A 20,215-nucleotide genomic window follows, 5' to 3' on the forward strand; every position below is an offset into this window, starting at 1 on the left:
GAGGTGAAGCAAATGTTTGAGTTCAGCACAATCGAAGAGGCTCTGGACGAGCTGAAAAAGGGAAAAATCATTCTCGTCACCGACGACGAGGACCGGGAGAACGAGGGCGACCTGATCTGCGCGGCGCAGTTTGCCACGACGGAAAACGTCAACTTTATGGCGACTCACGGCCGGGGCCTCATCTGCATGCCCATGGGAGAGAGCCTGGTGCACAGGCTGCGCATCCCGCAGATGGTGTCTCAGAATACGGACAGCCACGAGACGGCCTTTACGGTATCGATCGACCACGTGGACACGACGACGGGCATTTCCGCCTCCGAGCGCTCCCTGACGGCGCTCAAAGCTGTCAGCGATGAGGCAAGGCCCGAGGATTTCAGAAGGCCGGGCCACATGTTCCCGCTGCTTTCGCGGAAAAACGGCGTTTTGGAGCGGGCCGGACACACGGAGGCCACGGTGGACCTGATGCGTCTCAGCGGCCTGAAGGAATGCGGCCTGTGCTGCGAGATCATGCGGGAGGACGGCACGATGATGCGGACGCCGGAGCTTATGGCGCTGGCGCGGAAATTCAATCTGAAATTCATCACCATCAGCGCCCTGCAGGATTTTCGCAAGAAGCACGACAGGCTCGTGGAATGCGCGGCCGTGACGAAGATGCCGACGAAGTACGGCGAATTCAAAGCCCACGGCTACGTCAACCTGCTCAACGGCGAGCACCATGTGGCGCTCGTGAAGGGCGAGATCGGCGACGGACGGGATATCCTGTGCCGGGTCCACTCGGAATGTCTGACCGGCGACGCCTTCGGCTCCTGCCGGTGCGACTGCGGGGAGCAGTTTGCCGCGGCGATGACGCAGATCAATCGCGAAGGCCGGGGCGTTCTCCTCTACATGCGCCAGGAGGGCCGGGGCATCGGCCTCCTTAACAAGCTCCGGGCCTACGCGCTGCAGGACCAGGGGCTGGACACCGTCCAGGCAAATCTCGCCCTGGGCTTCCCCGAGGACCAGCGGGAGTATTTTATCGGCGCGCAGATACTGCGGGACCTGGGGGTCAAAACGCTGCGGCTGCTCACCAACAACCCGCAGAAGGTGTACGGCCTGACCGGCTTCGGCCTGGAGATCATCGAGCGCCTGCCCATCCAGATGGACGCCACGGAATACGACGCGTTCTACCTGAAAACGAAGCAGGAAAAGATGGGGCACATCCTGAGCTATTAATTTTAAAGGGGTTACAAATATGAAAGTCTACGAGGGAAAGCTTGTTTCGGAAAACATAAAGGTCGGCATCGTTGCCGCCCGATTCAATGAATTTATCGTGTCAAAGCTGCTGTCCGGCGCCCTGGACGCGCTGAGGCGCCACGACGTAAAGGACGACGACATTGAGGTGGCCTGGGTCCCCGGCGCGTTTGAGATCCCGCTCATCGCCTCAAAGATGGCGCACAGCGGAAAATACGACGCGGTGATCTGCCTGGGGGCGGTTATCCGGGGCTCCACATCCCACTACGAGCTGGTGTGCAGCGAGGTTTCAAAGGGGATCGCCAATGTGGCGCTGAAATCCGATATCCCCGTCATGTTCGGCGTTGTGACGACGGAAAGCATCGAGCAGGCCATCGAGCGCGCCGGCACGAAGGCCGGCAACAAGGGCTTTGACGCCGCGCTGGGGGCCGTGGAGATGGTCAACCTCATCCGTGAGCTGGGCCGGTGACAAATCTCCTCTTCGACTTTGACGGCACGCTCCACGACACGCTGCGCATCTATGCTCCGGCCTTTCGGGCGGCGTACACGTACCTGACCGGCAAAGGGCTGGCGGCGCCCCGCGCCTTCAGGGACGAGGCGCTCGGCGCCTGGCTGGGCTATAGCAGCCGGGATATGTGGAACACGTTTATGCCCGGGCTGCCGGACGCGGAAAAGGGGCATTGCAGCCGCCTGATCGGCGCGGAGATGCTGTCAGCGCTGCGCGCCGGCAAAGGGCGGCTCTACGACGGGGCGGAGGACGCGCTCCGGGCGCTGAAAAGCGACGGCTATAACCTCATATTTCTCAGCAACTGCAAGCTAAGCTATATGCAGGAAAGTATCCGGCAGTTTTCGCTGGCGCAGTATTTCACCTCGTTTTACTGTACGGAGCAATATGATTTCGCGCCCAAGCACGAGATTTTCCGGGACATCGCCGGAATAAACGCCGGGGACTTTATCGCCATCGGGGACCGCCTGTTCGACATTCAGCTGGCGCGGCAAAACGGCTTTCCGTCCATCGGCTGCCGATACGGCTACGGACAGGCGGACGAGCTGGCGGACGCCGACGCCGCCGTCGATTCCCCCCGCGATATCGCGGCCGCGGTGCGCCGGCTCAGCGCCGAAGCATAGCTTTCCGCCGGCAAGGCCCGCTGTTTCCTTTCGAAACGGCGGGCCTTCAGACTGTCGATAAAGCCCTTTGGGCTTTATCGACAAGAAGATGCATGCAGCCCGCTCAGCCGCGCGCTGCATGAGAAGTGTCACTCCGGAGGCGCATGTCCTCCTGCGTGACGTTTTTTTTGGATTTATTTGCCGCTCCGGCGGCAAACTCTGCGAGGCTTCCCCCTGAGGGTTGCTTAAATTGTTAATTTTTAAACTTCCCTCTGTTTCCCGATTTGCAGCAAACTTATATCAAATTATTCACAATATACTAAATGTAATTTTTGAATAATGTATCAGTTGTCTTTCAATGGCATATCAAATGATTTTTTAGAAATATATACATATTTTGAAATCATACGCCTTTAAACCTTGGCGATTAGAGATAAAATTATAATAAAATAAGATTTTACAAAAAGTATAATACAATTAATATACACACGGCAATCGTTATACTATAGTGGTCTCAGTAATAATATTTCCATTTATCGAAATATAGGGAACATGTATTGGAGGTTTTTTATGAGTACCACTGCAACAACGCTCAAGCCTGTCCATGTCATATTGGACAGGTATGACCGCAACCCAAGCAAGCTCATACCGATCCTGCAGGATATCCAGGCGGAATATCAGTATCTCCCCGAGGAAATCATGAGCCTGGTCGCCGCGGAGCTGGACATCTCTCCGTCGACGGTTTACGGCGTCTCGACCTTTTACTCGCACTTCACGCTGGAGCGGAAGGGCAAGCATATTTTAAAGGTCTGCGACGGGACGGCCTGCCACGTTAAAAAGTCGGAGGGCATCCTGAAGCTGCTGGAAAAGGAGCTGGGACTCGGCAAGGACGTCAAAACGACGGCGGACCGGCTCTTCACGCTGGAGACAGTGGCGTGCCTGGGCGCCTGCGGCCTGGCCCCGGTGGTCGTCGTCGACGACAAGGTGCACGGCCTCATGACGCCCGAGAAAACGCAGGAGCTCCTTGACAACATCAGGAAAGAGGAGACGGCAAATGGCTGAGCATATGACGCTGGAAGAGAGAAAGAAAGCATTTGACGACTGTATGGCGCAGTATAAGGCCAGAATCATCATCTGCGCCGGCACCGGCTGCATGGCCAACGGCTCCCTTGACGTCTACGACAGGTTTGTCGAGTACATAGAGAAAAAGGGCCTGTCCATCGCCGTCACGCTCCGAAAGGAAAAGGCGGACTACATCATCTCCCAGAGCGGCTGCCAGGGCTTTTGCCAGATGGGGCCGCTGGTGACGCTGTACCCCCAGGGCATCCTGTACACGAAGGTAACGCCCGGGGACGTCGAGGAGATCATCGACGAAACGCTGCTGAAAGGCCGGCCGATCACCCGGCTGCTCTATCACTCCCCGGTGACCGACGCGCCCGCCACCGACATCGCGCACATTCCCTTTTACAGCAAGCAGAACAGGACCGTTTTAAAGCTGTGCGGCTATATCGACGCGCAGGATATCGACGAATATATCGCCAACGACGGCTACGCGATGGCCAAGAAGGTTTTCCTTGAGATGACCGATGAGGACGTGTGCAGCGAGATGCTCAGGGCCGGCCTGCGCGGGCGCGGCGGCGCGGGCTTCCCCACGGGGCGCAAATGGGACCTGACGCGGATACAGAAAGCCGACGTGAAATACATCGTCTGCAACGGCGACGAGGGCGACCCAGGCGCCTTCATGGACCGCTGCGTCATGGAGGGCAATCCCCACAGCGTTCTGGAGGGCATGCTCATCGCGGCCAAAGCCGTCGGCGCGACGGAGGGGTATATTTACGTCAGGACGGAGTATCCCCTGGCCGTGGAGCGGCTGAAAATCGCCATTGCGGACGCGCGGCGCGCCGGCGTCCTGGGCGGCAACATCTTTGGCAGCGGAAAGAGCTTTGATATCCACGTGATGGAGGGCGCGGGCGCCTTCGTCTGCGGCGAGGAGACGGCGCTGCTGGCGTCCATCGAGGGCAAGCGCGGCATGCCCACCCCGAAGCCGCCCTTCCCGGCGGAATCGGGCCTCTTCGGCAAGCCGACGGTCATCAACAACGTGGAGACGCTGGCGTCCGTGCCCATCGTCATGAAGCTGGGCGCCGACGCCTACGCCGCCATCGGCACGGAAAAATCCAAGGGCACCAAAACCTTTGCCCTCACGGGGCACGTGGCCAACACCGGCCTTATCGAGGTCCCCTTCGGCGCCACCCTGCGGCAGATCGTGGGCGAGATCGGCGGCGGGGCGGTGAATGACGACGGCACGATCTGCGGCGTCGACTTCAAGGCCGTCCAGATCGGCGGCCCCTCCGGCGGCTGCCTGACGAAAGAGCACCTGGATATGCCGCTGGATTACGAAAACCTGGCTGCCGTGGGCGCCATGGTCGGCTCGGGCGGCCTCGTGGTCATGAACAACCAGACCTGCATCGTACAGATCGCCCGGTTTTTCATGCAGTTCACGCAGAACGAGTCCTGCGGCAAATGCGTCCCCTGCCGCGAGGGCACAAAGCAGATGCTGGCCCTTCTGGACGACATCATCGAGGGCCGGGCCACCGCCGAGACGCTGGAGCTTTTAGAGCAGCTGGCGCAGACCGTCAAGGTCGGCTCCCTCTGCGGCCTGGGCAAGACGGCGCCGAACCCCGTTTTATCCACGCTGCGGTATTTCCGCGACGAGTATAACGCCCACGTCTTTGAAAAGCGATGTCCCGCGGACCGGTGCGAGGCTTTCAAGAAGTATTCCATCGCCCCGGACAAGTGCAAGAGCTGCGGCGCCTGCGCACGCAAGTGCCCGATGGGCGCCATCACGGGCGAAAAAGCTGTGCCGTACGTGATCGATAAGGACAAATGCATCAAATGCGGCGCTTGTGTCGAGACCTGCAAATTCGGCGCAATCTCCATTCAATAACGAGGTGACTGGAATGACAAAACAGCAATATGCCGTTATAGATAATATCGAGGTCCAGATCGAGGGCGAGCGCAACCTGCTGGAGCTGATCCGGAAAGCGCACATCGAGCTGCCGACCTTCTGCTACCACTCGGAAATCAGCGTTTACGGCGCCTGCCGCATGTGCATGGTGGAGGTCCAGGGACGGGGCATCGTTCCGGCCTGCTCCACGCCCGCCAGCGACGGGATGGTGGTCAGCACCAGCACGAAGCAGATCCGCGACATGCGCAAGATCATTGTGGAGCTGATGCTGGCCAACCACGACCAGAGCTGCACCACCTGCCCCAAGAGCGGAGACTGCCGGCTGCAGAAAATCGCGCACCAGATGGGGATAAAAACCGTCCGGTTCAAAAAGCGCGAGCAGTTCCCCCCGCAGGACCTCTCCTCCGTCGCCATTTCCCGCGACCCGGCCAAATGCGTCCTGTGCGGGGACTGCGTACGCGTCTGCAAGGAAATCCAGTCCGTCGGCGTTCTGGACTTCGCGGGCCGCGGCGCCAAGGCCATCGTCACGCCGTTCTACAAAAAGGGGATCGGGGAGGTGGACTGCGTCAACTGCGGCCAGTGCGTTAAAATCTGCCCTGTGGGCGCCCTGACGCCGAACAACCAGGTAAGCGAGGCCTGGGACGCCATCCACGACAAGAGCAAGACGGTCGTCGTCCAGATCGCCCCGGCCGTCCGCGTGGCCATCGGCGAAAACTTCGGCTATCAGCCCGGCGAGGTCACTATCGGCCAGCTGGTGACGGCCCTGCGCATGATGGGCTTTGACAAAATCTACGACACGAGCTTTGCGGCCGACTTCACCGTCATCGAGGAGGGCAACGAATTCCTGGCCCGCCTCGAAAAGGGCGAGAAGCTCCCGCAGTTCACCTCCTGCTGTCCGGCCTGGGTCAAGTTTGCCGAGCAGTATTATCCGGAGCTTTTGCCGAACATCTCCACCTGCCGCTCCCCCCAGCAGATGTTTGGCGCGCTGTGCAAGGAAAAGCTCACGAAGGAGCTGAATATCTCCCGGGAGGACCTTGTGGTCGTATCCATCATGCCCTGCACCGCCAAAAAGTTCGAGGCCAGCAGGCCCGAATTCGCGGCGGACGGAAGCCGGGACGTCGATATCGTGCTGACGACGCAGGAGCTGGCCCTGATGATCAAAGAGCGCGGCATCGATTTCGGCCAGCTGGACGTGGGCGCCTTCGATATGCCCTTCGGCTTTAAATCCGGCGCCGCCGTCATCTTCGGCACGTCCGGCGGCGTCAGCGAGGCGGTGCTTCGGTACGCCTCGGACACCATCAACAAGGAGAAATTCACGGCGTACAAGGAGCTGCGCGTGGACGCCGGCCTGAAAATCGCCGAGGTCGCCGTCGGCGGGAAAACCCTGCGCCTGGCCATCGTCAGCGGCCTGGGCAACGCCAGGGAGCTGATCAAAAAGATACGCAGCGGCGAGGAGCACTTTGACCTGGTGGAGGTCATGGCCTGCTGCGGCGGCTGCGTCAACGGCGGCGGCCAGCCCCTGAACAACGAGCACATCACCGTACAGGCGCGCGCCAAGGGGCTTTACGACAACGACGTCATGCTCCAGGTGCACTCTTCCGAGGAAAATCCATACCTTCAGAAAATGTACAGCGACGATCTCGACGCGCACAAAGCCCACAAGCTTCTGCACACGCACTACACAAGCCGAAAATGACATAGCCGTTTTTGCTACGAAAAACTGGGCTGTCCTGTATCGGACAGCCCAGTTTGCATGTTATCTGCTGTAATTATTTGTTGAATTTCTTGCTGGAGTCGACCCAGTCGAGGTCCTTCTTGGCCTTGCCGAAGCCGACGTCAATGGAGGGGCCGGAGGAGCCAAGGGGCCGGGCGGTGACGTCGTAGCCCTCGCGCTCGGACATCATCTTGACCTCTTCCTCCGTGGGGGGCTGCTTCGCCTTCTCTTCCAGGCGCTTCATGCCCTCGGGGCTGGCGTAGTCGGCAAAGCGCTCCAGCGCCAGCTGCACCATGCGCGGTCCGCTGGGATACGGCGCAACGAGGAACTGCTCGTTTTCGACGCCCTTCTTGAGCCAGTCGGCCAGAACGCGCGGGTCCATGCCGTTGGCGTGGATGGAGGCCAGGAGCTTCTGTGTGTCCTCGGTGACGTTGTAGCCGGTGTTTTTGAACTGCTCGGGACGGCCCTGGATGGCCGCTTCATAGATTTTGGACCTGATGTTTGCCGGGCAGAGTGCCGTGACGCCGATGCCGTACGGCTTGAGGGCCACAAAATAGCTCTCCAGGAGGTTGAGGACGCCCGCCTTGGCGGCGGAATACGGGGCCGTCATCGGGCCGGCGCCGAAAGCGCCCCAGGAGACGGTGGAAGCGATGTGGCCGCCCTTGCCCTTTTTGATCATGCGCGGCACGAAAGTGACAAGGCCGTTGACGACGCCGCCGAAGCAGACGCCCACAACCCAATCGTAGTCGTCATATGTAGACGCTTCTGCCGGGCCGAACACATTGACGCCGGCTGTCAGCACGAGAAGGTCCGGCGTCTCACCGAAAACTTTCTCCACCTCGTCGGCCGCCGCGGCATACTGCTCGCGGTTCGTCACGTCCAGCTTGATGGCGTGCGCCGGGGCGCCCTTCTGCTTAAAATATGCCATGGCCTCGTCCAGGTGGTCCTGGCGGACGTCGGCGATAACGACCTTCATGCCGGCCTCGGAAAAGATCTGAGCCTGTCCGAATCCGGCGCCGGACGCGCCGCCCGTAATGAACGCGATTTTACCTGCAAAGTCTTTCATATTCATCGCTCCTTGAAGAATAAATTTTTCCTGGAGACAGAATACCACCTTCGGACGCCCCACGCAAGAGATTTTCGCGATTTTCGGTAATCAGCTACTTATTGTCGCGCCTGTCTGCTGCCTGTGCATCATACTGATATAATTCAGGCCCTTCAGCGTCAAATCCGGGTCAAAAACGTCGATCTCTGTCGTGGCTCCTTCAAAAAGGCGCGAAAGGCCGCCCGTGGCCACGACCTTAAAATCCGCCTCCAATTCCGCCTTCAGGCGGCGGATAAAATATTCAAGCTGACCCAGATAGCCGTAAAAAATGCCGGATTTCATGCTGCTTACCGTATTTGTTCCCAGGACGCTGCCGGGTTTTTCGACGGCGACCTTCGGGAGCTTTGCCGTCTTCTCCCACAGGGCCTCGGCGCAGATACCGACCCCAGGCGCGATGACGCCGCCCAAAAGCTCGCCTTTTTCCGTCACCACGTCGTAGGTGGTCGCCGTGCCGAAATCGACGGCAAGGACGGGGCCGCCGTAGTAATGGAACGCTGCCGCGGCGTTCACCAGCCGGTCGGCGCCGAGCTCGGCGGGGACGTCCGTTTTGATCCGAATCCCGGTTTTTGTGTCGCTGGTGACGACGAGCGGCGGGGCGATCCGCAGGTCCCGCGCGCTTTCCAGAAACGCTTGCCCGGCTTTGGGCACCACGGCGGAGACAGCGGCGGCGCCGATATCGCCGGGGCTTATTTTTTTCTCATGAAGAAAGCTTAAAAGCTCCCGCGTGAGCCCGCCCGGCGCGCCTGTCATGAGGCGGGCCGAGGCGAGCAGCCGCTCCCGCTCAAAAAGGCCGAGCTTTATATTCGTATTGCCCGCGTCGGCGACAAGTACCATGTCTGTACCCTACTCCTCCTTCAGTATGCTGTCGACGATCTGCTCCCAGGGCAGCAGCTTGCCCGCGCCGGTGTCCCCGCAGGCCAGGCGGCCCGAGGCCGTGCCCAGCACCTCGTAGCCGCAGTCCCGGAGCTTTTGCAGATTGTCCCGGACGACGGGGTTTTCCCACATGGCGGTGTTCATGGCGGGGGCGATGATTTTGCGGCATCTGGCGGCCATGATCGTCGTGGTCAGCATGTCGTCGGCAATGCCGGCGGCGATCTTCCCGATGACGTTTGCGGTGGCGGGCACGACGGCAAAAACGTCGGCCTTCCTGGCCAGGGAGACGTGCCTGACGTCCCAGTCGTCCACCGGCTCGAACATGCCGGTGATCACTCTGTTTTGGGACAGGGTCTGGAACGTCAGGGGCGTTACGAATTTCTGGGCGTTTTCGGTCATGATGACGTCCACATGGTGGCCCTTTTTGACCAGCGCGCCGACAACCTCCGCCGCCTTATAGCAGGCGATGCCGCCGGTAACTCCGAGCACAATCGATTTCATTGTCCGCCTCCCGTTTCTCCGCCGGCGTCGCTGCCGCCGAGCATGTGCCCGGCGATGCCCGCGGCGATCTCTTTTTTTGTACCGTAGCTGCCGACCACGCGGCGGCCTTTCAGCAGCAGGCCTTCGTGCCGGTCCGCCCCGATCCTGTCCATGTCGTTGGCCAGAACGAGGTCGCAGCCGCTTTTTTCCGACAGTCCGGCGGCGACGCGGACGAGCGCCTCCTCATCAACGCCCTTCAGCAGCTTGAAGCCCACCAGAAAGGACCCGGGACTCCACTGCTTTATCTTTTCGATCAGCTTCGGCGTCCTGACGAGGGAGAGCATCAGGTCCTCGGCGGACCGGACCTTTGACGGGCCGTCCAGCCGGCAGGCCGGACGCTCGAGAACGCCCCGGACGAGCGCCCGGAGCTTTTCGCCGGACATGCCTCCGCGGTCCCGGGACAGGGCCTCTTCCAGCGTCTCAGAAAGCTCTTCGGCCAGGGCCTCCCGCCCGGCCAGATAGCCTTTTGTAAAATCCGACACCGCCATGGCGTGGATCACATAGTCGGCTTTATATCCGGTAAGCAGCTGTTCAAGGACCGCTTCGACGCTTTTGACATCCGTGACGGGGTAAAACGTGACCGGCAGGTTCTCTTTGATTTCGGGCCGCGCCGCCGTTTCCGATACCACGTAGTGCACCGTGAACGCGCCGCTTTTATGCGCCGCGAGATGCTCGGACAATGCCTCGTAGATGCAGGCGGCGAGGCTCCCCGTGCTGGTATTGCCGATCCGCCGGACGCCGTCGATGGCCTCCGAGGTGCCGCCGGCCGTTATCACAATATGTTTCATGCCGTCCACGTCCTATTCCGTCGTGCCGTGGCGCTCTTCGCGCTTGAGCCGGACGGGCCTGTTGTTATCGTCCAGGACGAGCACCTTCGGCCGAAATGTCCTCGCCTCGTTTTCGTCCATCAGGGCGTAGGCGATGATGATGACCTTATCCCCCACCTGCACGAGCCTGGCGGCGGCGCCGTTTAAACAGACGATGCCGCTGCCGGCCGCGCCGACAATGGTATACGTCTCAAAGCGCTGGCCGTTGCTGACATTGACGATCTGCACCTTTTCCCCCGGCAGGATGCCGGACTTTTCGAGCAGCTCGCGGTCGATCGTCACGCTGCCGACGTAATTGATGTCGGCCTGCGTGACGGTGGCGCGGTGCAGCTTGCTTTTGAACATCGATAAAAGCATTGTCTTTCACCTCCGGCCGACCGGCAGCACCCTGTTGTCGACCAGTCTCGTCTTTCCGAATTTCACGGCCACGGCGGCCAGAGCCTTTTGCCCGGGAGCGATGGCGGCAATGTCCGCCAGCGTCTCGCTGTCCAGAACGCGGACGTAGTCGATGACGGCAAGGCTCCGGCTGTTGATGTGGCTTTCCATAATCTCCGTCAGCCTTGCCGCGCTGGTGCTGCTGGCCGCGCCGGAGGCGGCGTACTCCTCCGCCTTTCCGAGCGCCTCATTAAGGCATACGGCCTGCCGGCGCTCCTCGGGGCTCAGATAGACGTTTCTGGAGCTCATCGCCAGGCCGTCCGCCTCCCGGACGATGGGGCAGACGACCACCTCCACCGGCATGTGGAGGTCCCGGACCATTTTCTTGACGATCAGCGCCTGCTGGGCGTCCTTCTGGCCGAAATACGCCCTGTCCGGCCGGATCAGGTTGAACAGGATATTGACGACGGTGGTGACGCCTTTAAAATGCGTGGGCCGGGACGCGCCGCAGAGCTTTTTGGTGATCTCGCCCGTCACCTCCACGGCCGTGGAGGCGCCGGGGATGTAGATTTCCGCCGCCCGGGGATTGAAAACGGCGTCGGCGCCGGCCTCCCGGGCCAGCGCATAGTCGCGGCCGATATCCCGGGGGTAGTTTTCATAGTCCTCGCCGGGGGCAAACTGCGTCGGGTTGACGAAGACGCTCGCCACCACGAGGTCGTTTTGGGCCCTGGCCGCTTTGATAAGGGAAAGATGCCCCGCGTGCAGGCAGCCCATCGTCGGGACGAAGCCCAGCGTCCTGCCGTGGCGGCCCATCGTATCCAGCCAGGCCTCCAACTCGGGAATTGTTTTGATGAGGCTCATTTTTCACCCTCCCCCGATCAATAAAGTTTTTCCAGAACCTCGTCGCTCATCGAAAAGGTGTGCTGTTTTTCGGGGAACTTCTGCGCGCGGACGTCGCCGATGTAGCCGCCCACCGCCTCGGCGATGGTGCTTTTTAAATTGGCGTAGCGCCTGGCAAATTTCGGGGTGAAATCGGCGTACATGCCCAAAAGATCGTTGACCACCAGCACCTGGCCGTCGCAGTAGCGGCCCGCCCCGATGCCGATGGTCGGTATCTGCACCTTCTCGGTGATGAGGCGCGCCAGGGGCTCGGGCACGGCCTCCAGCACGACGGCGAAGGCGCCCGCTTCCTCCAGGGCCTGGGCGTCCTCGACCAAAGCTCTTGCCGCCCGCTCCTCCTTGCCCTGCACCTTAAAGCCGCCGAAGACGTTGACGGACTGGGGCGTCAGGCCGATATGGCCCATGACGGGGATCTGGGCCCGGACGATGGCCCGCACCGTGTCCGCCATGCTCCGGCCGCCCTCCAGCTTGACGGCGTTCATTTTCGCCTCCTGGATGAACCGCCCGGCGTTCCGGACAGCCTCCTCGGCGCTGACGTGATAGGTCAGAAAGGGCATGTCGCCCACCAGCAGGGCGTTTTTCGCGCCGCGCGCCACGCACTTGCAGTGGTAGAGCATTTCCTCGATGGTGACCTCCACCGTGGAGTCTTTGCCCTGCACCACCATGCCCAGCGAGTCGCCCACCAGGATAGCGTCGATGCCGCAGCCGTCCAGTATCTGGGCCATGGAATAGTCGTAGCCGGTGAGCATGGTGATTTTCCTGTTATTTTTCTTCGCGTCTAAAAACGACTGTGTTGTAAATTTATCAGACATGTGCTGTCTCCTCCAAAATCTGTCGGAATTTTTCGGTCTGGGCGCCCGTCAATCTGCTGCCCTCCAGAATTTCCGCCGTTTTCAGGGCCAGGGCTTTATAAAAGTCCAGCTCCGAGGGCAGCCGCGCCTCGATCGCTTTGAGATGGACGCCGACCGTGTTGTAATCCCCCCGGACGATGGGTCCGGTCAAGGCCTCGACCGGGCCCTTTTCCCGGATATTGGCCAGCGTGGCGTCAACGAGGGGCCCGATGGCCCGGAAAACGTCCTGCCGGTCCATGCCCGCCGCCTCAAAAAACCGGGCGCCGCTCTCCAGGAGCGTCACCAGAAAGTTGGAGACGACGCACGCGCCCGCGTGATAGACGGCCTTGCCGCCGGCCTCCATGAGGCTGTACCTCCCGCCCGTCTCGTCCAGAATCGCCCGGGCGGCGCGGACAGCCTCGTCCGTGCCCTCCAGCGTGAACCAGGCGCCGTTTAGGCGTCCGGCGCTGTCCTCCGGCGTGCCGAAGCTTAAAAGCGGGTGCATGCTGCCCACCGCGCCGCCGGCGGCCTTGATGCCCGCGAGGCAGTCCGACGGGTGCGCGCCGCTGAGATGCAGCCAGACCTTCCCGCCGCCGATGCGCCCGGCGCGCAGCAGGGCCGCGGCTTCGGCGTCGAGCTCCTCCAGCGCGTGGTCCGGGACGGCGATGAACACCACGCCGGCGGGCCCGGCCGCCTCCTCGACGGTACCAAAGGCCGCCGAGGCCGTCAGCGCCGCCGCCTCCCGCGCCGATTGGGCCGTTTTGCTGTAATAGCCCGACACCGTCAGGCCGTGGCTTTTGAAATAAAGCCCCAACGCTTTCCCGGCTTTACCGGCGCCAATGAATCCAATTTCCAAAGACATCACCTCTGTTATTATGTGCAGTTCCCGGCGCCGTACAAGCGTTTCGGACGTCTGAAGCCCGGCGCGCGGCGCGCCGGAAATATCCCGAAAAATGCAAAAAAGTCCCTTTCACCTGTGTGGCCGCTCATGGAAGAGCCGGCCTTCCTCGACAGACGAAAAAGACATCGTTTAAAAACAGAATATAACTGTCTCTGTCACTAAGGATCAAAGCAGGTTTTTTACATGCCGGAATAAGCCTCTTGCCGCGTGCAGCTCATAAAGATACCGCCGCTTGTACGGTTCGTAAAGATACCGCCACCATGGATTATACGTCACGGGTCGGTAAATTACAACATTTTATTGGTCTTGCCAAAGTCGTGTATATACACTATAATTATAATATATGATAATGACAGCAGCCGGGAGGCAGGAAAATGAGCGAAACGGAAAACAGGATCATACGGGAAATAGCGGGCCTTGGCGTGTACGACTATGCCTTTATCAAATCGGACCAAGTCGTTTTTACGGACGTCTTCCGGCGGCTCTGTGAGGAAAACTCGTGCGGGATGTACAACAAGTCCTGGGCCTGCCCACCCGCTGTCGGCACCGTGGAGGCATGCAAAGGTAAGTGTCTGGCGTTTGAAAACGCCTTTGTTTTCACTTCGGTGAGCGAGCTGGAGGACGTGTACGACGTGGAGGAGTGGCTGAAATTCCGCGTCATCCACGAGGCGATGACCGAAAAAGTCGTCGGAGTTTTCCGCAGGGAATTCGAAAATGTCCTGCCGCTCTCCACGGAGGGCTGCACCGTCTGCAAAACCTGCGCCTATCCCGATAAGCCGTGCCGTTTCCCAGACCGGATGTTCCCGGCCGTGGAGGGCTACGGCATCGCGGTCACGCAGCTGGCCAAGGCGGGCGGGCTGTCGTACAACAACGGCCCGGGCACCCTGACCTATTTCAGCGCCATATTTTTCTGAGTCTTATGTGAGCACGCCTTTCAAAAATATCCGGAAAGCCAGTACCAGCTGATCTCCCAGGCTGTCGTTTTCATCTCCGGTGCTCCAGCTGAGCAGGGTGCCGAGATATATCTGCAGCGCGGTCCGGGCCATGACGGCCGGCGGGACCCCGGGCGCAAATTCGCCCGATTGCTGTCCTCTTTCAAACAGCGGGATCATTGACTCCGCCTTCGCCATCAGGCCGTGCCCGCCCGGCGCCCCGGCACTCGTCGCCAGAAACCGCTGCAGCGCCAGCCGCATCTGAACGCGGTCATCGTTCATCGAATCGCCGAGCTCTTTGACGAGGTCCAGTATGCGCGGCGCGTACGGCCCCGGCTGGTCGTTAAGAATCCGGATTTCATTGAAAAACAGCGCCTTTTGAAATTTGACCAAAAGCTCTTCCTTGGCTTTAAAATAATTGAAAAACGTCCCCTTTGCCACGCCGGCCGCTTCCGTAATCTCCGCGACGGTGGTGGCCTCATACCCCTTCTCAGAAAAGAGGCGAAGCGCGGCGTCTATGATCCGGTTGACGGTCTCCCGCTTTTTTTCCTCTCTTTTCACCGTTCGTGCCCCCCCCCTCATCCATAATAGCCATATGTGCGCTCTCAAGCGATATAATGAATTCTTGGAATTCATTATATCATAGCTTTGCTGCATTTAGGAATTATAGAGGCGCAAATTATGACCATGGGTATAATATTTTATTGACCGGCGGTCATATTTGTATTATAATAGGCTCAAATGCAGGATATAACAACCAGGAGGAGCCGCCATGCAATACCGTTCAGATCCGAAATCGGGAAATGCGCTGTCCATCCTCGGCTTTGGCTGTATGCGCTTTCCGAGGAACCTGAGCCAGATAGATATGAACAAAACGGAAAAGCTCGTTTTGAAGGCCATTGAAAACGGCGTCAATTATTTTGACACCGCCTACATCTATGGCGGAAGCGAGGAAGCCCTCGGGACGATAGTACATAAAAACAACGTGCGCGACAGGATTTTCATCGCGACCAAGCTGCCGCATGCAAAATGCCAGCGCTACGAGGATTTTGACGCGCTGTTCAAAACGCAGCTTGAGCGGCTCCGGACCGATTATATAGACTATTACCTGATTCATAATCTGTCCGATACAAAGAGCTGGCAGCGGCTCCGGGAACTGGGCATAGAAAAATGGATCGCCGACAATAAGGCGTCCGGCAAAATCCGGCAGATCGGCTTTTCGTTTCACGGGATGTACGACGAGTTTTTGTCGCTGCTGGACGCGTACGACTGGGATTTCTGCCAGATACAATACAACTACGTCAATACCCATTACCAGGCCGGGACCGCCGGCCTGCAGAAGGCCGCGGAAAAGGGCATCCCCGTTATGATCATGGAGCCTCTTTTGGGCGGGAAGCTCGCCAACGGACTGCCGCAAAAGGCGATAAACCAGTTTAAGGCCGCAAATACCGCGCTTTCTCCCGCGGCGTGGGCGTTTCGATGGCTGTGGGATCAGAGAGAGGTTTTTGTCGTCTTATCCGGCATGAACGACGACGCGCAGCTCAGCGAGAACCTCGAGCTGGCCGACAGGTCCGTGTCAGGCATGCTGTCGGATGAGGAGCACAGGCTGTTCGAGTCGGTCACCGAGGCGTTCCGCGCCTCCTATAAAATTCCGTGCACCGGCTGCAATTACTGCATGCCGTGTCCCCAGGGCATCAACATTCCCGCGTGCTTTTCGGCGTATAACATGTCTTACACCGTGGGTTTTCTGTCGGGGCTCCAGCAGTACATCACAAGCACGGGCGCTTCAAACCCCAACGCCAATCACTCCCCAGGCCACTGCATCAAATGCGGCAAATGCGAAAAGCACTGCCCGCAGCATATTCAGATCAGGGCTTCGCTGACCGCCGTGACGAAGCGCATGGAACCCTTCTGGTTCAATCCCGCCATGAAGCTCTTTGTGCGCGTCAGGGAGAAAAGCAAATAGCCGCCTCTTTATGGCGGGACGTATAAAGTCACAAGGGCAAGCCCCGGTATGCAAATCGATGCATCCGGGGCTTTTCTTTCTTCGCCGCCTGCCGGGCCGGCGACGGATAGCTCATCCGTTATTGACTACTATATATTATAGTAGTAAAATAACTAGCGCTATACTATATAGTCCAATACTTTAACCGGGGAGCAATGTACATGTCGTTTAAGCAATTTGTTTTCAACAAGGGCACGCGCTTTGCCGTGATCATGGCGCTGTGTTATCAGGTTTTTATGCTGGGGATTTATTTTTACGGGTATCACGCGATCCCCGGCAACGTCAGCGCGCTGACTGTGGCGTTTTACAACGGCGACGGCGCGCAGGGGGAACCCTTGCTGGGCAGTCTGGCCGGGAGCCTGCCTTATCGCGTTACCTATGCCGATTCGCTGGACGAGGCAAAAGAGGAGCTGAACACGCGAAAAATCGCCATGATCATCGAGCTGCCGGAGGGCTTTTTTGAGGGCGGCGCCGTCAATTTTTATATCAACAAATCAAACCCCCAGATCACCGTTATGTCGATGCAGCAAACGGCCGAGTCGATCGTTTCGGCGCTGAACGAAAGGGCAAACCCGTCCTCGGCCGAAAAAATCAGGACAAACTATGTATTTTCAAATCCGATGCCGCAGCCGATGAGCGACCAGATGGCGCCGATGTTTTTGACCCTGGCGCTTTACTCCGGCGCGATGATCGCGTCGATCTCGATCGCCTCGGTATTCAAGTCCGCGTGCCAGAAGATGAATAAATGGCGCGCGTTTGCCTATTTTGAGGCGCTGGGCCTGATGATCTCCGTCATCGCGCCGCTCATCAACGTGGGCATGGCCTCTCTGTTCGTCCATCCGGCGTTTTCTCTCGTTCTGAAATTATTTGCGCAGGGCGTCCTGTTTCAGTTCTGCGCTTTTCAGCTCACGGCCATTTTTTCGCTGCTGCTGGGCAGCTACGGCTCGCTTGTCAACACGCCGCTTTTAATGGCGCAGGTCCTGGCCAGCGGCGCCACGATGAGCTACGCCATCATGCCGGTACCATTCAAGGCGCTGGCGACCATTTCTCCTATTTATTCAAATACGCAAATATGCTATAATATTTTATACGGCGGGGGCGGTACCGGCCGCCACGAGCTCCGGCTGGTTCTGGCGGGGATTGCCGCGGCGATGATCGATATGCTTATCGTTTACCTCATGCATAAAAAGAAAAATGAAAAAATCGATTTGGACAGGATCTCCGAGGAATCCGCCATGGCTGCCGCCGCGGGGACCGCTGTCGCAGAATCGGAGATTTAATAATGAAAGACACCATGCTGATCCGGCTGTATATTTTAAGCAGAATGCTCGACGCGCCAACGAATCCTTACCGCATCTTTAAGGAATATCAGGGCAGCCAGACGGGCAGGTTCCAGCCCATCGAGGAAGCGAAATTTTACTACAACATCGACCTGCTGCACAAACAGGATTACATCTCGCAGACGTCGATCGTGCCGGGCGACAACGCGCCCAGCAAAAAAATGTACGCCGTCACGCCAAAGGGCCGGGAATTCTTTGAGGACGCACTTTATAAACGATTCGCCGGCGCCTGTAGCGTGGACGATCTCTATTTGATCTTCCCCTTTCTCGAGTTCGTGGACACGGAAAAAGCCCGGAACATTCTTGGAAAAAGAATTGCGGAGCTGGAACGCGAGCTGGAAAACATTCTGCAGGCGGTATGCGAGAGCTTTATTGTGGAGTATGCCATTGAAAAAAGGCGGTTCCACCTGAAATATCTCAAAAAAGCGCAGGAATTTATAGGTCAGGCCCAAGGCGGGAAAAATAAGTAAGCAACGCGAAACAACGCGAAAGCCGGTAAACTCAGGTTTACCGGCTTTCTCTTATTGAGAAAAATCCGCCTTGGGGACCGGCGATGCGGGAGAACGGTTTAGACGCAGTGGCAGGCGACCAGGTGGTCGCCGCCGACGTCGCGCAGCTCCGGCCTGCTCTCGGCGCATGACTTTTTGGCCATGGGGCAGCGCGGATGGAAGGCGCAGCCGGACGGGGGGTTGAGCGGCGTGGGGACATCGCCCGTCAGGATGATCCTGCTGCGCCGCTCCTCCGCGGCAGGGTCCGGCAGCGGCTGGGCGGATAAAAGCGCCCGCGAATACGGATGCAGCGTATTTGAATACAGCTCCTGAGACGTCGAAAGCTCCACGATCCGCCCCAGATACATCACCGCCACCCTCTGGCTGATATACTGCACCGCCAGGAGGTCGTGGGAGATAAAAAGATAGCTCAGGCGGTCATTTTTGCTTTGCAGCTCCTGCAAAAGGTTCAGTATCTGGGCCTGCATCGACACGTCCAGCGCCGATATCGGCTCGTCGCACACGATCATGGACGGGGCTCCCGCCAGGGCGCGGGCGATGGACAGGCGCTGCCGCTGCCCGCCCGAATACTCGTGAGGGAACCGGTCCATCATGTCGGGCCTGAGCCCCGTCATCGTAAACAGCTCTGCCACCCTGTCCCTGTACTCGCCCCGGCTCCCGGCAAGGCCGTGGATTTTAAGCGGCTCCCCGACGATATCGCAGGAATTCATGCGCGGGTCCAGGGAGCTGTAAGGGTCCTGGAACACCAGCGCCATCCGCCGCCGGAACTGGCGCAGGTCCGACTCCGAAACCTTTGAAATGTCCGTCCCCTCGAACAGCAGGACGCCCTTTGTCGGCTTGTACAGCCGCAGGATGCACCGGCCCACCGTCGTCTTCCCGCAGCCGCTCTCGCCGACCAGCCCCAGCGTCTCGCCGGGCTTTATGGAAAACGACACGTCGTCCAGCGCCTTCACGTCCGCCACCTTTCTCTTCAGGAGGCCGCGCAGCACGGGAAAGTACATCTTTAAATTCACGACGTCGACCGTGTTCCCTTTTTCGACCTTTTCGGTTATGACTGCCTCAGCTCGTCCGCCCATTTAACGCTCCTCCAATCTTCTGTTGCAGGCCGTGGCGTGCTGCCCGCCCACATACGTCAGCTCCGCCGCCGGCTCCTTGAAGCACGCCGCCGTGCGAAACCGGCACCGGGGCAAAAACGGGCACGTGGCCGGCCGGTTAATCAGCGAGGGCGGCATCCCCTTGATCGGCTCCAGCTTCTCGCCGAGCTTCGGCACGCAGCTTAAAAGCCCCTCTGTGTACGGATGCAGCGGATCGGCCCAGATTTCCTTTACGGTCCCCGTTTCGATGATGCGCCCGGCATACATGACGTTGACGCGGTCCGCGTAGCGGGCCACGATCCCCAGATTATGCGTGACCATCACCAGGGCGGTGTGATACCTGCCGACCAGGTCGTACATCAGCTCCAGCAGCTGCGCCTGGATGGTGGCGTCCAGGGCCGTGGTCGCCTCGTCGGCGATGATCAGCTTCGGGCTGCACAGCATCGCCATCGCCACCATCACGCGCTGGCGCATCCCGCCGGAGAGCTGATGGGGATAATCGTCCGCGCGCTTGCCCGGATCGGGGATGCCCACCTGGGCCAGCATATCCGTCGACCGCTCCCGCGCCTCTTTCTTGTCGAGGTTCAAATGCAGCGTCAGGACCTCGGACATCTGCCGGGCAATCGTCATGGCCGGGTTCAGAGACGTCATCGGCTCCTGGAATATCATCGAAATCCTGTTTCCCCGGATGGCGCAGAGCTCCCTGCTCCGGCGGGTATATTTAAGCAAATCCACCCCCTCGAACTCGGCCGAGCCCGCCACGACCCGCCCGGGCGGATTCGGTATCAGCTGCATCAGCGACAGCTGGCTGACCGATTTCCCGCAGCCGCTCTCGCCGACGAGCCCGACAATCTCCCCCTCGTCGATGTTATACGATACGTTGTTGACGGCCCGGACGACGCCGCGCTCCGTTCTGAACTCGGTAGAAAGGCCGTTCACTGTCAATAAGCGTCCCATATATCCGCCCC

General features: G+C 59.4%; 21 protein-coding genes. 10 read left to right on the forward strand and 11 right to left on the reverse strand.

Going from position 1 to position 20,215, the window contains the following annotated elements:
* Positions 1–12: 12 nt before the first annotated feature.
* The 6 genes from BUB60_RS09845 to BUB60_RS09870 all read left to right on the forward strand — a co-directional run bounded on the left by BUB60_RS09845 (position 13) and on the right by BUB60_RS09870 (position 6,998).
* A complete protein-coding gene (locus BUB60_RS09845; RefSeq protein WP_073078350.1) occupies positions 13–1,212 on the forward strand; it encodes a bifunctional 3,4-dihydroxy-2-butanone-4-phosphate synthase/GTP cyclohydrolase II in 1,200 nt (399 codons plus the stop codon).
* A gap of 19 nt (positions 1,213–1,231) precedes the next feature.
* Positions 1,232–1,699, forward strand: a complete 468-nt coding sequence (gene ribH / locus BUB60_RS09850; protein ID WP_073078352.1) for a 6,7-dimethyl-8-ribityllumazine synthase — start codon at positions 1,232–1,234, stop codon at positions 1,697–1,699.
* A complete protein-coding gene (locus BUB60_RS09855) occupies positions 1,696–2,358 on the forward strand; it encodes an HAD family hydrolase (protein ID WP_073078355.1) in 663 nt (220 codons plus the stop codon). Before ribH ends, BUB60_RS09855 begins: the two co-directional genes overlap by 4 nt.
* A gap of 549 nt (positions 2,359–2,907) precedes the next feature.
* A complete protein-coding gene (locus BUB60_RS09860) occupies positions 2,908–3,399 on the forward strand; it encodes an NADH-quinone oxidoreductase subunit NuoE family protein (protein WP_084726385.1) in 492 nt (163 codons plus the stop codon).
* Positions 3,392–5,281, forward strand: coding sequence for an NADH-ubiquinone oxidoreductase-F iron-sulfur binding region domain-containing protein (locus tag BUB60_RS09865; RefSeq protein ID WP_278277489.1), 1,890 nt, complete (start codon positions 3,392–3,394; stop codon positions 5,279–5,281). Before BUB60_RS09860 ends, BUB60_RS09865 begins: the two co-directional genes overlap by 8 nt.
* Before the next feature lie 13 nt (positions 5,282–5,294).
* The gene (locus BUB60_RS09870) at positions 5,295–6,998 is read left to right on the forward strand and encodes a [FeFe] hydrogenase, group A (protein WP_073078359.1); all 1,704 of its coding nucleotides are present in this window, start codon (positions 5,295–5,297) and stop codon (positions 6,996–6,998) included.
* A 73-nt stretch (positions 6,999–7,071) separates the two neighbouring features.
* Here BUB60_RS09870 and BUB60_RS09875 read toward each other — a convergent pair whose 3' ends face one another.
* The 8 genes from BUB60_RS09875 to BUB60_RS09910 form a co-directional block, all read right to left on the reverse strand.
* Positions 7,072–8,082, reverse strand: coding sequence for an SDR family oxidoreductase (locus BUB60_RS09875; protein WP_073078362.1), 1,011 nt, complete (start codon positions 8,080–8,082; stop codon positions 7,072–7,074).
* A gap of 90 nt (positions 8,083–8,172) precedes the next feature.
* Positions 8,173–8,955: a type III pantothenate kinase gene (locus tag BUB60_RS09880; RefSeq protein ID WP_073078365.1), complete on the reverse strand. Its 783-nt coding sequence runs from the start codon at positions 8,953–8,955 to the stop codon at positions 8,173–8,175.
* A gap of 9 nt (positions 8,956–8,964) precedes the next feature.
* Complete coding sequence (locus BUB60_RS09885; protein ID WP_073078369.1) at positions 8,965–9,495, reverse strand: flavoprotein; 531 nt, start codon at positions 9,493–9,495, stop codon at positions 8,965–8,967.
* Positions 9,492–10,322 (reverse strand): phosphopantothenoylcysteine decarboxylase domain-containing protein, encoded by an 831-nt coding sequence (locus BUB60_RS09890; RefSeq protein WP_073078372.1) that lies wholly within the window; start codon positions 10,320–10,322, stop codon positions 9,492–9,494. Before BUB60_RS09890 ends, BUB60_RS09885 begins: the two co-directional genes overlap by 4 nt.
* Before the next feature lie 12 nt (positions 10,323–10,334).
* Positions 10,335–10,718 (reverse strand): aspartate 1-decarboxylase, encoded by a 384-nt coding sequence (gene panD / locus BUB60_RS09895; RefSeq protein WP_073078374.1) that lies wholly within the window; start codon positions 10,716–10,718, stop codon positions 10,335–10,337.
* 6 nt (positions 10,719–10,724) lie between these two features.
* The gene (gene panC / locus BUB60_RS09900; RefSeq protein WP_073078377.1) at positions 10,725–11,597 is read right to left on the reverse strand and encodes a pantoate--beta-alanine ligase; all 873 of its coding nucleotides are present in this window, start codon (positions 11,595–11,597) and stop codon (positions 10,725–10,727) included.
* A 17-nt stretch (positions 11,598–11,614) separates the two neighbouring features.
* Positions 11,615–12,448, reverse strand: a complete 834-nt coding sequence (gene panB / locus BUB60_RS09905) for a 3-methyl-2-oxobutanoate hydroxymethyltransferase (RefSeq protein ID WP_073078380.1) — start codon at positions 12,446–12,448, stop codon at positions 11,615–11,617.
* Entirely contained in the window at positions 12,441–13,322 is an 882-nt protein-coding gene (locus BUB60_RS09910) for a Rossmann-like and DUF2520 domain-containing protein (protein WP_073078382.1), read from the reverse strand. The genes panB and BUB60_RS09910 overlap by 8 nt, the downstream gene beginning before the upstream one ends.
* Before the next feature lie 419 nt (positions 13,323–13,741).
* Between BUB60_RS09910 and BUB60_RS09915 the strand changes: the two genes are divergently transcribed.
* Positions 13,742–14,281, forward strand: coding sequence for a DUF2284 domain-containing protein (locus BUB60_RS09915; RefSeq protein ID WP_073078386.1), 540 nt, complete (start codon positions 13,742–13,744; stop codon positions 14,279–14,281).
* A gap of 3 nt (positions 14,282–14,284) precedes the next feature.
* Here the strand turns inward: BUB60_RS09915 and BUB60_RS09920 are convergent, their stop codons facing one another.
* On the reverse strand, positions 14,285–14,860 hold the full coding sequence (locus BUB60_RS09920) for a TetR/AcrR family transcriptional regulator (protein ID WP_073078389.1): 576 nt from the start codon (positions 14,858–14,860) through the stop codon (positions 14,285–14,287).
* 211 nt (positions 14,861–15,071) lie between these two features.
* On the opposite strand from BUB60_RS09920, the gene BUB60_RS09925 reads away from it, so the two are divergent.
* The 3 genes from BUB60_RS09925 to BUB60_RS09935 all read left to right on the forward strand — a co-directional run bounded on the left by BUB60_RS09925 (position 15,072) and on the right by BUB60_RS09935 (position 18,114).
* Positions 15,072–16,265: an aldo/keto reductase gene (locus tag BUB60_RS09925; RefSeq protein ID WP_073078392.1), complete on the forward strand. Its 1,194-nt coding sequence runs from the start codon at positions 15,072–15,074 to the stop codon at positions 16,263–16,265.
* 200 nt (positions 16,266–16,465) lie between these two features.
* Entirely contained in the window at positions 16,466–17,584 is a 1,119-nt protein-coding gene (locus BUB60_RS09930; protein ID WP_073078395.1) for a YhgE/Pip domain-containing protein, read from the forward strand.
* A 2-nt stretch (positions 17,585–17,586) separates the two neighbouring features.
* The gene (locus tag BUB60_RS09935) at positions 17,587–18,114 is read left to right on the forward strand and encodes a PadR family transcriptional regulator (RefSeq protein WP_073078399.1); all 528 of its coding nucleotides are present in this window, start codon (positions 17,587–17,589) and stop codon (positions 18,112–18,114) included.
* Positions 18,115–18,212: 98 nt separating this feature from the next.
* Here BUB60_RS09935 and BUB60_RS20625 read toward each other — a convergent pair whose 3' ends face one another.
* Together BUB60_RS20625 and BUB60_RS20630 are read right to left on the reverse strand one after the other, a co-directional pair.
* Positions 18,213–19,229 (reverse strand): ABC transporter ATP-binding protein, encoded by a 1,017-nt coding sequence (locus tag BUB60_RS20625; protein ID WP_073078402.1) that lies wholly within the window; start codon positions 19,227–19,229, stop codon positions 18,213–18,215.
* Positions 19,230–20,204 (reverse strand): ABC transporter ATP-binding protein, encoded by a 975-nt coding sequence (locus tag BUB60_RS20630; RefSeq protein WP_073078404.1) that lies wholly within the window; start codon positions 20,202–20,204, stop codon positions 19,230–19,232.
* Positions 20,205–20,215 lie beyond the last annotated feature (11 nt).

The organism is Sporobacter termitidis DSM 10068 (assembly GCF_900130065.1).
Lineage (GTDB): Bacteria > Bacillota > Clostridia > Oscillospirales > Oscillospiraceae > Sporobacter > Sporobacter termitidis.